Below are 13,189 nucleotides of genomic sequence, written 5' to 3'. Positions count from 1 at the left end.
GGAAAGATCTCTACGGATTGCCCTCGAAGGGGATCGGGGGGAGCTTGACGACCTGTGCGGCGTAGCTGAGGCCGGCGCCGTAGCCGAGGAGGAGGGCGGTCTGGCCGGGCTTGGCGCGACCGGTCGACAGGAGGTTCTCCATGGCCAGCGGGATCGAGGCGGCGGAGGTGTTGCCGGTGAACTCGATGTCGTCGGCGACCACCGTGCCCTCCTTGAGGTGGAGGTTCTTGGCGAGCAGCTCGTTGATACGGGCGTTGGCCTGGTGGGGCACGAAGACGTCGAGGTCCTCGGCGCCGATCTTGGCGGCCTCCAGCGCGCGCTGCGCGGCCTTGCCCATCTCGAACGCGGCCCAGCGGAACACCGACGTGCCCTCCATGCGGAGGTACGGGCGCTGCTTGCGGTCGCCGTCGAGGAAGGTCACCCAGTCGAAGTCCTGGCGGATGGCGTTGTACTGCGAGCCGTCGGAGCCCCACACGACGGGGCCGAGCTGCTGGTCGTCGGTCGGTCCGACGACCACGGCGCCCGCACCGTCACCGAAGATGAAGCAGTTGCCGCGGTCTGTCATGTCCATCGTCACCGACAGCTGCTCGGCGCCGATGACCAGCACGTGCTGTGCGCTGCCGCCGCGGACCATGTCCGACGCGAGCGCCATGCCGTAGCCGAAGCCCGCGCACCCGACGGTCACGTCGAAGGCGGGGACACCGTTGGCGCCGAGCTCGGTGGCGACCTTCGTCGCGCCGGCCGGGGTCAGCAGGAGGTGGGTGTTGGTGGCGAGGATGACCGCGTCGATGTCGGATCCCTGCAGCAGCGCGTTGGCGATCGCGGTGCGACCGGCCTTCACGGCCATCTCGGCGACGTCCTCGTCACGGCGTGCGAAACGACGGGTCTTGATGCCGGTGCGGGTGTAGATCCACTCGTCGGACGAGTCGATGTGCTCACAGATCTCGTCGTTGGTGACCACCCGCTCGGGTCGGTACGCGCCGATCCCGAGCATGCCGATGGTGTTGATCCCCGTGGTCTCCGCGATCGCGGTCATGCCGTGTCCTTTCGTCGCCCCGTATCACTGTCGCAGGTGATCCCCCAGGTGTTAACCCCGTCACCGAATCCGCGTGTCGTGCCCATCGGGTTCGGCGTGTCGTGTGATCAGAGACTGGTCTCGGCGGGTGCCGGTGGCAGCGTCACGACCTGCCCGGCGTAGCTCAGACCGGAACCGAACCCGAGGAGCAGCGCGGTCTGCCCGCCCTTGGCCTTGCCGGTCGCCAGCATCTCCTCCATCGCGAGCGGGATCGACGCCGCGGAGGTGTTGCCGGTCTGCTCGATGTCGTTGGCCATCGGGATCTCGTCGCGCAGGCCGAGATTCTTCTTCATCAGCTCGTTGATGCGCGCGTTGGCCTGATGCGGGATGAAGATGTCGATGTCGTCGGCGGTGATGCCCGACTCCTCGAGCGTGCTCGACAGGGCCTTCGGCAGTGCGATGGCCGCCCACCGGAACACCCTCGACCCCTGCATGGTGACGACCATGCGGTCGAGGGGGGCCTCGGCCGGGTCGAGGGCCTGCATCTCCTGCGCCCGGTCCATGTACTCGATGATGTCGTAGCTCTGGCCGATCGCCTCGCCGTTCTCGCCGTCGCTGCCCCAGACAGTCGGGGAGATGCCGTTCTCCCCGCTCGGTCCGACGACGACGGCGCCGGCACCGTCGCCGAAGATGAAGGCGGTGTTGCGGTCGGTGGGGTCGAGCACGATCGACAGGGTCTCGACACAGATCAACAGGACGAACTCGCTGGACCCGGCGCGCACCATGTCGGCGGCGACGCCCAGGCCGTACCCGAAACCACTGCAGCCCGATGCGAGGTCGACGGCGGCGACACCGTTGATGCCGAGGTCGTAGGCGATCTGCGGGGCACCGTGCGGGATCTTCGTCTTCCAGCTCAGCGTCGACAGCAGGACCGCACCGATCTTCTCCCGCGGCACGCCGGAGTTGCTGATCGCGCGCTCCGCGGCGGCGACGGCCATCGACCGTGCCGACTCGTCACCGGAGATCCAGCGACGGCTGCGGATGCCGGTCCGCTCGTAGATCCATTCGTCGGTGGAGTCGAGCGTTTGGCAGATCTCGTCGTTGGTGACGACGCGACTCGGTCGGTACGCGCCGATCCCCAGCATCGCGACGTTCTCGCGTCCGCTGTTCGCCTTGATGGTTGCCATTGCTCCCCACTCACTCTCCCCGCTGACGCGGTGATCGGTGTCCTCCCCGCGCAGGCGGGGTCAATCTTGTCTGTGTCGCCGTGCCCGCGAGCGCGATCGCCGCGCCTCCGGTCACAGCGTGCACGGTCGCGGCGACGAGTTGTGACTCACCACGCATGCACCGTGTTCTGCGCGTCCTCGAGCGCGCTGGTGAGGACGAGCTCGACGGCGTCGGCGCCGTTGGTCACCAGCAGTTCCACCTCGGCGCGATCGGCCGCGGGGAACGATTTCAGGACGAAGTCGGCGGGATCCATACGTCCGGGCGGTCGCCCGATCCCCAGCCGCACCCGTAGGTAGTCGCGGGTGCCCAGTGCCGAGGTGATCGAGCGGAGCCCGTTGTGGCCACCCTCGCCGCCGCCACGCTTGAGCCGCACCAGACCGAAGTCGATGTCCAGCTCGTCGTGCAGCACGACGACGTCGGCGGGGGTGACCTTGTAGAAGGACGCCAGCGGGCCGACCTGCCGACCGAGTTCGTTCATGTACACGCGCGGCCGGGCGACGAGGACTGCCTCGCCGCCGACGCGAATCGAGGCGACCTCGGCCCCCGACTTCTTGTGCACCGTGTACCGCTCGCCGGCGCGGGCGACCATCGCGTCCGCCACCGTCGCGCCGATGTTGTGGCGCGTGGTGGCGTAGCGAGGGCCCGGATTCCCCGCGCCGACGATCAGGCGCACCTACTCGTCGTCGGACGTAGCCTCGGCGTCGCCGGACTCGGCGTCGCCCTCGGCGGTCTCGCCGTCCTCGCCCTCGGCGCCCTCCTCGGGCTCCTCGTCGGGCAGCAGGTCCTGGTCGAGCTCGGCCTCGAGGTCCTCGGCGGTCGGCGCCGCGTTGACCGCGACGATGAGCGTCTCGGGATCGGTCTCGAGGGTGACGCCGGTCGGCAGGTCCAGATCGGCCGCGGTGACCTGCAGGCCGACTTGGGCCTCCTCGACGGACACGACGATCTGCTCCGGGATCGACATGACGTCGGCCTCGACCTCGACGGTGTTGAGCTCCTGCGTGACGAGGGTGCCCGGGGCGGCCTCGCCCTCGACGGTCACCGTCACCTCGACGACGACCTTCTCGCCGCGCTTGATCACGAGGAGGTCGGCGTGCTGGATGAACTTGCGCACCGGGTGGACGTCGACCTGCTTGGTGAGGGCGAGCTGCTTGGTGCCGTCGATGTCGAGCTCGATGACGGCGTTGGTGCCGTTGGCTCGCAGGATCGCGGCGAACTCGAGCTGAGGGAGGGCGAGGTGGCGGGGGTCGGAGCCGTGGCCGTAGAGGACCGCGGGGACGTTGCCGGCGCGACGTGCGCGACGAGCGGCGCCCTTGCCGCGCTCGTCACGCAGTCCGACGGTGAGCTGGGGGGTGTCGTTCGCCATGGTTCTCCTCGATCCGGTGGTGGCAGGTCCGCACGGCAGACACAGAGCACACCGGAGAGGTCGAGACCACTTCGGGTGCAGCCGCGCCGATGACGGTGGGACCAGCCCACCCTCGCCGTGACAACGTCGGTCAGGCTACTGCAGCGGGGACCGGGGTGTCACATCGCGACCGTCGTCCTCCCAGGCTCTCCTCAGGCAGTGTTCGCCGATCGGTCATGTCGAGTTGGGGCCCGTGTCGCGATCCGCGCGGACCATGGACGTCCCACGGGGCACACATGTCGGCAGAGGAGGTGGTCACGATGACGTCGATGCACCACTGCCTGCTGTGGTCGGCCGAGGACGTCGCCGTCCGCTTCCTCGAGTCGTTGGCCGCCGGCGACGCGGAGATCGCGCGACACCTGCTGGCCCCCGACGTCCGCTACCGGTTCGCCGGGGTGTGGGTGGGTCGGGGTCGAGAGCGGGTGTCGCACGCGCTGCAGCGGGTCGCGGGCGGACACGGTCGCTTCGACGTGGCGATCCACGACGTCTCCGCCGACCATCCGGAGACCTCGACGCGAAGCGGCGCGGTCGACGTCGTGCGCACCCTGCGCACCGACCACCTCCGGCTCGGTCCGATGCACCTGCAGTTCGCGGTGCAGGGGACGGCGCGGATCCGCGACGGCAAGATCACCGTGTGGGAGGACCGCGTCGGCGCCACTGTCATGACCTCGGCGCTCGGTCGCGGGCTGCTCGGGACCGTCGTACCGGGCGTCCGACCGCACCTGCCGCGGACCTGATACGCCTCAGGCGGTGACGACCTCGGGCCGGTACCTCTCGATGATGGCCATGAACTCCGACCGCTCACGGTCGGGTACGCCGAGGAAGTTCAGCGTCGCGTCGATCTCGGTGTAGACGGCGTCGAAGCCGGCGCGGTCGATGGCCAGGTGGTCGTGCGCGGCCACCATGTCCCGACCCGGGTAGCAGGGCGGACCGCCCGCGGCCTCGATCGACCAGCCGGTGACGAGGAACTTGTAACCCGCGGCGTTCGCCCGATCGCCGTGGTGCCCGTGCACGGCGGGGTTCGCGTTCACCGCGACGTTGTCGAAGAGGCGGTCGACGAGGATGTCGACGGCGCCGGCGATCCCGTAGACGCCGCCGAGCCGCTCGAACAGCGACGCGTCGTCGGGTGCGGCCTGCGCCGCCTCGTGCAGATCGGGTTCCGGAGCTGTCTGGGTCATGGGGCCTCCCGCGTCGACGACCGTGACGTGCGTCACCCCTCAAGTAGCGCACGCGCGAGGCATCACGCGCAGGCGTTCAGAGGATCTCGTCGACGGTCTCGACGGGTCGGGCGAGGCGGGTCCCCTTCGGGGTGACGACGAACGGGCGCTCGATGAGCCGGGGGTTCTCCGCCATGGCGTCGAGGAGCGCCGCGTCGTCGGCATCGGCCAACGACAGTTCGGCGAACAGCTTCTCCCGGCGCCGGACCGCCTGCGACGGGGTGAGACCGGCAGCCGAGATCATCTGCGCCAGCTCGTCGCGGGACGGTGGCGTCTTCAGGTACTGCACCACCTCGGGCTCGACCCCGGCGTCACGCAGGCGCTGCAGGGTCGTGCGGGACGTCGAGCACTGGGGGTTGTGGAAGATCCGCGCGTCCACGACGACCTCAGGCGACGCCGTCGAACAGGCTTGTCACCGAGCCGTTCTCGAACACCTGGTGGATGGTCTGGGCGAGCAGCGGCGCGATCGAGAGAACGGTGAGGTTCGCGAACTGCTTGTCCGGGGTGATCGGGAGCGTGTCGGTCGCGATGACCTCCTTGGCCCCGCAGGTGGCGAGGCGCTCGGCGGCCGGATCCGAGAAGACTCCGTGGGTGGTCGCGATGATGACGTCGCCCGCGCCTGCCTCCTTGAGGACGCGCACCGCCCCGGCGATCGTGCCGCCGGTGTCGATCATGTCGTCGATGAGCACGCAGATGCGGCCCTCGACCTCACCGACCACCCGGTTCGACTTGACCTGGTTGGGCACCAACGGATCTCGCGTCTTGTGGATGAAGGCGAGCGGCGCGCCGTTGAGGGCGTCGGCCCACTTCTCGGCGACGCGGACGCGACCGGAGTCGGGGGAGACGACGGTGACGTTGTCGGTGCCGTAGTGCTCCCTGACGTACTCGGCGAGCTGGCCCTGCGCGTGCATGTGGTCCACGGGACCGTCGAAGAAGCCCTGGATCTGGTCGGTGTGCAGGTCGACGGTGATGATGCGGTCGGCGCCCGCGGTCTTCAGCAGGTCGGCGACGAGGCGGGCCGAGATCGGTTCGCGCCCACGGTGCTTCTTGTCCTGACGGGCGTAGGGGTAGAACGGCAGGATCGCGGTGATCCGCTTGGCCGATCCGCGCTTGAGTGCGTCGATCATGATGAGCTGCTCCATGAGCCACTTGTTCAGCGGCGCCGGGCAGCTCTGCAGGACGAATGCGTCCGAGCCGCGGACGGAGTCCTCGAAGCGGACGAAGATCTCACCGTTGGCGAAGTCGCGGGCGGTCTGCGGCGTCACCTGGATGCCGAGTTCCTTGGCGACGGCCTCCGCGAGCTCCGGATGGGCGCGGCCGGAGAACAGCATCAGGTTCTTCTGGTTGTCGGTTGTCCAGCTCACTGCTCGTCCGCCTTCTGTTCGTCCTGTGCGCCGGCCTCCCGGGCGCGTCGCGCCGCGTCGGCGGCAGCGGTGCCGGGGCGTCGGTCCTCGACCCAGCCCTCGATGATCCGTTGGTCCCCCGACGACAGGGCGAGCGCGCCCGGTGGCACATCTCGCCTGAGCACCGTACCGGCACCGGTGTACGCACCATCACCCACGGTCAGCGGGGCGATGAACATCGTGTCGCTGCCGGTGCGGCAGTGCGACCCGATGACGGTGCGGTTCTTCTCGACGCCGTCGTAGTTGACGAAGACGCTGGACGCGCCGATGTTCGACTGCTCACCGATCGTCGCGTCGCCCACGTAGGTGAGATGGGGCACCTTCGTCCCGGCGCCGATCGTGGAGTTCTTGACCTCGACGAAGGTGCCGATCTTCCCGTCCGTGCCGAGGGAGGTCCCCGGGCGGAGGTAGGCGAACGGCCCGACCTGAGCGTTGTCGCCGATGACGGCCTCGCTGCCGTGCGTGCGGATCACCTCGGCGCCCTCGCCGACGGTCACGTCGGTCAGCGTCGTGTCGGGTCCGACGACGGCGTGTTCGCCGACGACGGTGCGTCCGTGCAGCTGCGTACCCGGCAGCAGGGTGGCGTCGACGTCGACGCGGACGTCGATGTCGACCCAGGTGGTGGCGGGGTCGACGACGGTGACACCGGACCGCATGAGGTCGTGCAGGATCCGTCGGTTCAGCTCGGCGCCGAGTTCGGACAGCTGCAGACGATCGTTGCAGCCGGCGACCAGCGCGGCGTCCTCGATGTGGGCGGCGCGCACCGTGCGGCCCTTGTTGCGGGCGAGGGCGACGACGTCGGTCAGGTACAGCTCGCCCTGTGCGTTGTGGGTGCCCAGCTCGCCGAGTGCCTGCGCGAGGATGCGGGCGTCGAAGGCGTACACGCCCGAGTTCACCTCGGTGATCCGCTTCTGCTGCGGCGTGGCGTCGGACTCCTCGACGATCTGCGTGACCTGCCCGTCCTGGGTGCGCAGCACGCGGCCGTACCCCGTGGGATCGGTCGCCGTCGACGTCATCAGCGTGACGTGGGCGCCGGCCGCGCGGTGCTCGTCGCGCAGGTCGGCGAGTGCCGCGGCGGTCAGCAGCGGGACGTCGCCGGCGGTGACGAGGACGACGCCGTCGAAATCATCAGGGAGAGCGGTCATCCCGGCAGCGACGGCGCCGCCGGTGCCGTTCGGGACCTGCTGGACGGCGGTGATCACCGGCCGACCGAGGTCGTCCGACAGTTCGTCGCAGGCGGCGGCGACACGTTCACGGTCGTGGCCGACGACGGCGACGAGGTGGTCGGGGTCGACCCCTGCGGCGGCGTGCAGCGCGTGCGAGAGAAGGGTCCGGCCACCGATGCGGTGGAGGACCTTCGGGATGGACGACCGCATGCGCGTCCCCGCGCCGGCGGCGAGGACGAGGACCGCGACCGCTGAGCCGTCCGACACGGCGTCGTCGCTGCGTTCCCCGGGTGTCGTCACTGACATGGAACTCCTGTCGTGCGCCCCTCACGCCGGGCGCGCGGGGGCGATGTTACGCACTGATAGAACTAGGTGAGGCCAGGGCGGCCACCAGATCAGTCGAGGAGAGAAGGTACCGGTGAGCGAGCGCAGAACGGCAATTGTGACGGGTGCGGCACGAGGTATCGGGGCGGCCGTGGCGAAGCGCCTGGCGTCGGACGGGCTGGCCGTCGGCGTGCTCGATCTCGACGCCGCCGCGTGCGCGGACACGGTCGAGGCGATCACCTCCGCGGGTGGGTCGGCGATCGCCGTGGGGGCGGACGTCGCCGACGAGGCCTCGGTGGACGCCGCGGTCGAGAAGGTCGCCTCCGAACTCGGCGGGCCCACGGTGCTCGTGAACAACGCCGGCATCACCCGCGACAACCTGCTGTTCAAGATGACCGTCGAGGACTGGGACTCCGTCCTCGGCGTCCACCTGCGCGGAGCGTTCCTCATGACCCGCGCGGTGCAGAAGCACATGGTCGAGGCCAAGTGGGGTCGCGTCGTCAACCTGTCGAGCACCTCGGCGCTCGGCAACCGCGGCCAGGTGAACTACTCGGCGGCCAAGGCCGGTATGCAGGGCTTCACCAAGACGCTGGCGTTCGAGCTGGGCAAGTTCGGTGTGACCGCCAACGCCATCGCCCCCGGGTTCATCGAGACCGAGATGACGGCGAAGACCGCCGAACGCCTCGGCATGCCGTTCGAGGATTTCAAGGCGTTCAACGCCAAGGAGATCCCAGTGCAGCGTGTGGGCCAGCCCGAGGACATCGCCCACACGGCGTCGTTCTTCATCAGTGAGGGCGCCGGATTCGTCTCCGGCCAGGTCGTCTACGTCGCGGGCGGCCCGAAGGACTGAGACGTAGGGCTGTCGGACGTCCGTCAGACGGTCTACCCTTCGGGCAACCAAGGGAACGGCGGTACCCATGTCTGCCGAGGGGCGCGGCGGGGACAACGTACGACTGCCGTCGGTGATCGCTGTCGGCAGTTCGGCCGGGGGTATCGCGGCACTGACCGGCATGCTCGCCGGTGCGACGATCGGCGATGGGCTGTGTTACGTGGTCGCGCAGCACATCTCACCCGCGACCGACAGCGTCCTCGCCGAGATCATCGCCAACGTCACCGATCTGCATGTCGCGGCCGGATCCGACGGTGCCGTGCTCGAGGCGGACGTCGTCTACACCCCGACGCCGGGTGCCGATTTGTCGGTGGAGAACGACCGACTGCGCGTCACGCCCAGCGTCGGGGAGCACCGCATGTCGCCCAGCATCGACGTGTTGTTCTCGTCGGTGGCAGAGGCGTACGGGGCCGGTGCGATCGCGGTGTTGCTGTCGGGCACCGGTGACGACGGGACGGCGGGGCTCGAGGCGGTGCAGCGTGCCGGCGGGCTGGTGGTCGCCCAAGATCCCGCGACGGCGGACTTCCCGGACATGCCCGATTCCGGGATCTCCACGGGCGCAGTCGATCTCGTGCTCCCGGTGTCGGCCATGGTCGAGGGCGTCCTCGACGTGCTCGATCGGCAGGACGGAGCTCCGACCCCGCCGCAGGCCGACGACGCCGGCGACGAGGCGTTGGTGCACGACGTCGTCGAGGCACTCCGCGAGCGGACCGGTGTGGACTTCTCCGGGTACAAGCGGTCGACACTCGAGCGGCAGGTCCTGCGTCGGCAACGGATCTCCGGGCTCGGACGCGAGGGATACCTCGCGAGCGTCGCCGACGATCCGGGCGAGGCACGCGCGCTCATGGCCAACATCCTGGTCGGGGTGACGTCGTTCTTCCGCGATCCGCCCGTGTGGCAGGCGGTGGCGGAACATCTCGCGGCACTCGTCGACGACCTCCCCCGGGACGAGCAACTCCGCATCTGGGTGCCGGGTTGTGCCACCGGCGAGGAGGCCTACACCGTCGCCATGATCGCGGCCGACGCGCTCTCCGGACGAGGTCGCGACGTGCGGACGTCGTTGAAGGTGTTCGGGACCGATCTCAACGAGAGTGCGCTCGCCGTCGCGCGGCGTGGTCGCTTCCCCGGCGCTGCCGTGGCCTCCGTGCCCGAGCGCCTCCGCACGACGTGGATGCAGGCCCGCGGTGCGGAGTGGGAGATCGTCCCCGTGCTGCGCGAGTGTCTGGTGATCGCCTGGCACGACATCGTGCACGATCCACCGTTCCCCCGGCTGTCGATGATCTCGTTGCGCAACACGATGATCTACTTCCAGAGCCATCTGCAGGAGCGGGTCCTCTCTCTGTGTCAGTTCGCTCTGGTCCCGCAGGGTCTCCTCGTCCTGGGGCAGTCGGAGCGCATACCCTTCGTGAACCGACTCTTCACCACGGTCGACGCGACCAGCCGGGTCTACCGACGTGCGGCGATGCCGCGCCCGGTGACGCTGCCCGCCGGTTCGTACCTGCCGCCGGCGGCCCCTCCGTCGATCGTCACCGCGGTGCGCGGGGCGCAGCCGCCCACGACGCTGTTCCGTCGTCTGCTGGCGACCCTGGTCCCGCCGTCACTGGTCCTCGACGGCGCCGAGTCGGTGGTGGAGGTCATCGGTGACGTGTCGCCCTGGTGTGCCGTGGGCACGGGACAACACACCGGCCACGTCAGTGACCTGATCAGGGAGCGCTACCGCGTCGTCGTGCGGACGATGTTGAGCCAGCTGCGGTTCAGCACCCCGGGATCCCTCTCGCGGACGATGTACCGCCCCGGCGCGGATCCGGTGGAGATCACGGCCACGCGGCTCGTGGGAGAGGGCGTCGGGACGGTCATCTCGTTCACCGCGCTCGCCGCCGAGGGCGACCCGGAACCCGTGGAACACGCGGTGGACGCGGGCGACTCGGCGGTGCGGTCGGCGCTGACCGACGAACTCCGCGCGACGCAGGACGCGCTGCAGGCGACGATCGCCGACCTCACCGCGTCGAACGAGGACCTACAGGCGCTGAACGAGGAGTTGCAGGCGTCGGCGGAGGAACTGCAGGCGACCACCGAGGAGGCGCAGGCCTCCAACGAGGAGCTCGAGGCGACGAACGAGGAGCTGTCCACCCTCAACGCCGAGGTGGTCTTGCGCAGCGACGAGGTCCAGCGCCTCAACGTCGATCTGCAGAACATCCAGTCGTCGCTCAGCAGCGGCCTGGTGATCGTGGACCGGGAGATGCGGGTCACGAGGTACACGTCGCTCGCCGTCCGCCTGTTCTCCCTGATCGCCGAGGACATCGGTCGTCCCCTGCCGGCGATCCCGACGACCATCCCGGTGCCCGGACTCGAGGAGGACCTGGAGGCGTCGTGGACGGGCCGCGGGACGCGTCTGCGTGAGCTGTCCGACGACCGCCGTGACCTGATGCTGCAGATCCAGCCCTACATCGGCTCCGACGACGAGGTGCAGGGCGCGATCCTCACCGTCACCGACATCGCCGACCTCGCCACGGAGCGACGGATCGCCGCGGCGGCGATGCGCAACCTCAACGACGTCGTCGCCTCGGTCCGCGAGATGGTCTGGCAGCGCCGTCTGGACGGGACGCTGACCGTCGTCACCCCGCAGGTCGAGGAGATGTTCGGGGTCAGTCGCCAGTCGGTCCTCGCCGAGCCCGGCCTGTTGCTGGCGACCGTCCATCCCGACGACCGCGAACAGGTCCGCATGATGTGGGCGTCGGCGCAGTCACGATGGCAACTCGACTACCGCGTCGTGCGGCCGGACGGCAGTGTGCGCAGGATCAGCGAGTCGGCACAACGGGTCTCGTCCGACGACGGCGGGCCCGAGCACATCAACGGGAGCTCGCGGGACACCACCGAGACCTGGGAGATCGCACGTCGGTCCGCATACAGTTCCGCTGTGCTGGAGGCGATCTCGGCGTCACCCGGCCTCGGCGTCGCCGTCCTCGACGCGGACGATCGCGTGCTGAGCGCGAACGAGACCGTGGGGGAGATCTTCGGCCACACCGTGGCGTCCTTGTTGGGCAGTCCCTTCTCGATGCTGCTGGAATCGGTCGTCCAGCGGGACGGTTCGGGCGGCCAGGAGTTCGTCGAGCAGGCCGCGGAGGTCATCGTCGTCGACGGCGAGACGAAGTGGGTCGCCGTCGACACGCATCCGGTGGCCGACCTCGAGCCGGGAATGACGACACCGCGGACGGTCGTGCTGCTGCGCGACGTGACCGCGCTGTGGGAGAGGGTCGCGCGCCTCGCCCGGCACCAGCAGTTCGATCCGCAGACCGGTCTGCTGACCCGCGAGCACCTGCGCACGCGCGCCGACGAGATGATGGCGGGGTCGACGCACGGTGTCGCGCTGCTGTGGATCGACCTCGACGGTTTCAAGCTCGTCAACGACCGCTTCGGTCACCGCACCGGCGACCTCGTTCTCGCGACGGTCGCCGAGCGCCTGCATCGGTCGGCGCGTCCCGACGACGTCGTGGGTCGGCTCGGCGGCGACGAGTTCGCGATGCTGGTGCCCCGCATCGACGATCTCGACGGGCTCGACGCCCTCGCCCGCCGCGTCCTGTCGGCCATCCGCGAACCGATACACATGCAGCACTCGCTCGTGTACGTGTCCGCCTCGGTGGGGATCGCGGTGCACCCCCAGGACGGGTCGAGCGCCGACGAGCTGCTGCACAACGCGGACACCGCGATGTACGCCGCCAAGCAGCGCGGACGTGATCGTCACGCGTACTTCACCTCCGAGATGAACGCCGCCGCCGACGAGCGCGCGGCGATGCGGCAGCAGTTGGCCGCCGCCCTCGACGCCGACCAGTTCGTCATGCACTACCAGCCCGTCGTCCACGTCCGTGACGGATCGATCGCCATGGTGGAGGCCCTGGTGCGATGGCGACGCGACGACGGGCGGTTGATGCCGGCGGGCGAGTTCATCGGGTACACGGTGGAGACGGGGCAGATGCGAGCCCTGGGACACACGGTGCTCACACTGGTCGACCGGGGGATCACCGAACTGCAGGACGCGCTCGGGGTGAAGCGGCCGAGCGTGGCCGTCAACCTGTCCGCGGTCGAACTCGACGAGCGCGAGATCGTCGACCGGCTGATGGTGTGGGCACCCGCCGGCGGGCTCGGCCGAGTCGTCGTCGAGGTGGTCGAGTCCGCCCTCCTCGACCCCGGGAGCCGGGCCATGGACACACTCGGTGTCCTCCGCCGCCTCGGCGCCACGGTGAGCATCGACGATTTCGGCACCGGCTACTCCAATCTGGAGTTGCTCGACCGACTCGAGCCGGGCGTGATGAAGATCGACCGGTCGTTGGTGCGTCGAGCGGTCGAGGACGCGCGCGGGCACAAGATCCTGCGCGCCGCGATCGAGGTGGCCAAGGCACTCGACGCCCGGGTGGTGCTCGAAGGGGTGGAGGACGCGGGCATGGCGGAACTCGCCGCCGAGCTCGACGCCGATCTCATCCAGGGCTATCACGTCGCGCATCCGATGCCGATCGACGAGCTGATCGACTGGATCCGGGCTCGCGAATGA

11 protein-coding genes are annotated in these 13,189 nt (G+C 69.6%); 3 read left to right on the top strand and 8 right to left on the bottom strand.

Annotation, left to right across the window (positions count from 1 at the left end; genetic code table 11):
* Positions 1-10: 10 nt before the first annotated feature.
* The 4 genes from Q1A98_RS17075 to Q1A98_RS17060 all read right to left on the bottom strand — a co-directional run bounded on the left by Q1A98_RS17075 (position 11) and on the right by Q1A98_RS17060 (position 3,605).
* On the bottom strand, positions 11-1,036 hold the full coding sequence (locus Q1A98_RS17075) for a beta-ketoacyl-ACP synthase III (RefSeq protein ID WP_299575691.1): 1,026 nt from the start codon (positions 1,034-1,036) through the stop codon (positions 11-13).
* A gap of 107 nt (positions 1,037-1,143) precedes the next feature.
* Positions 1,144-2,202 (bottom strand): beta-ketoacyl-ACP synthase III, encoded by a 1,059-nt coding sequence (locus Q1A98_RS17070; protein WP_299575689.1) that lies wholly within the window; start codon positions 2,200-2,202, stop codon positions 1,144-1,146.
* Between the two features lie 146 nt (positions 2,203-2,348).
* On the bottom strand, positions 2,349-2,915 hold the full coding sequence (pth, locus tag Q1A98_RS17065; protein ID WP_299575688.1) for an aminoacyl-tRNA hydrolase: 567 nt from the start codon (positions 2,913-2,915) through the stop codon (positions 2,349-2,351).
* Positions 2,916-3,605, bottom strand: coding sequence for a 50S ribosomal protein L25/general stress protein Ctc (locus Q1A98_RS17060; RefSeq protein ID WP_299575687.1), 690 nt, complete (start codon positions 3,603-3,605; stop codon positions 2,916-2,918). It lies immediately after the preceding gene.
* A gap of 299 nt (positions 3,606-3,904) precedes the next feature.
* Between Q1A98_RS17060 and Q1A98_RS17055 the strand changes: the two genes are divergently transcribed.
* On the top strand, positions 3,905-4,381 hold the full coding sequence (locus tag Q1A98_RS17055) for a limonene-1,2-epoxide hydrolase family protein (protein WP_299575686.1): 477 nt from the start codon (positions 3,905-3,907) through the stop codon (positions 4,379-4,381).
* 6 nt (positions 4,382-4,387) lie between these two features.
* Here the strand turns inward: Q1A98_RS17055 and Q1A98_RS17050 are convergent, their stop codons facing one another.
* The 4 genes from Q1A98_RS17050 to glmU form a co-directional block, all read right to left on the bottom strand.
* A complete protein-coding gene (locus Q1A98_RS17050) occupies positions 4,388-4,822 on the bottom strand; it encodes a group 1 truncated hemoglobin (RefSeq protein WP_299575685.1) in 435 nt (144 codons plus the stop codon).
* Positions 4,823-4,898: 76 nt separating this feature from the next.
* Complete coding sequence (arsC, locus tag Q1A98_RS17045; RefSeq protein ID WP_299575684.1) at positions 4,899-5,240, bottom strand: arsenate reductase (glutaredoxin); 342 nt, start codon at positions 5,238-5,240, stop codon at positions 4,899-4,901.
* Positions 5,241-5,247: 7 nt separating this feature from the next.
* Complete coding sequence (locus Q1A98_RS17040) at positions 5,248-6,225, bottom strand: ribose-phosphate diphosphokinase (protein WP_299575683.1); 978 nt, start codon at positions 6,223-6,225, stop codon at positions 5,248-5,250.
* The gene (glmU, locus tag Q1A98_RS17035) at positions 6,222-7,736 is read right to left on the bottom strand and encodes a bifunctional UDP-N-acetylglucosamine diphosphorylase/glucosamine-1-phosphate N-acetyltransferase GlmU (RefSeq protein WP_299575682.1); all 1,515 of its coding nucleotides are present in this window, start codon (positions 7,734-7,736) and stop codon (positions 6,222-6,224) included. The genes Q1A98_RS17040 and glmU overlap by 4 nt, the downstream gene beginning before the upstream one ends.
* Before the next feature lie 112 nt (positions 7,737-7,848).
* Between glmU and fabG the strand changes: the two genes are divergently transcribed.
* Both fabG and Q1A98_RS17025 read left to right on the top strand, forming a co-directional pair.
* The gene (gene fabG / locus Q1A98_RS17030; protein WP_299575681.1) at positions 7,849-8,604 is read left to right on the top strand and encodes a 3-oxoacyl-ACP reductase FabG; all 756 of its coding nucleotides are present in this window, start codon (positions 7,849-7,851) and stop codon (positions 8,602-8,604) included.
* Between the two features lie 67 nt (positions 8,605-8,671).
* A complete protein-coding gene (locus Q1A98_RS17025; RefSeq protein WP_299575680.1) occupies positions 8,672-13,189 on the top strand; it encodes an EAL domain-containing protein in 4,518 nt (1,505 codons plus the stop codon).

The sequence above is a fragment of the uncultured Williamsia sp. genome, from assembly GCF_947494875.1.
Classification (GTDB): domain Bacteria; phylum Actinomycetota; class Actinomycetes; order Mycobacteriales; family Mycobacteriaceae; genus Williamsia_A.
The sequence above is the reverse complement of the archived record's forward strand: the minus strand, read 5'-3'. Positions and strand labels throughout refer to the sequence as shown.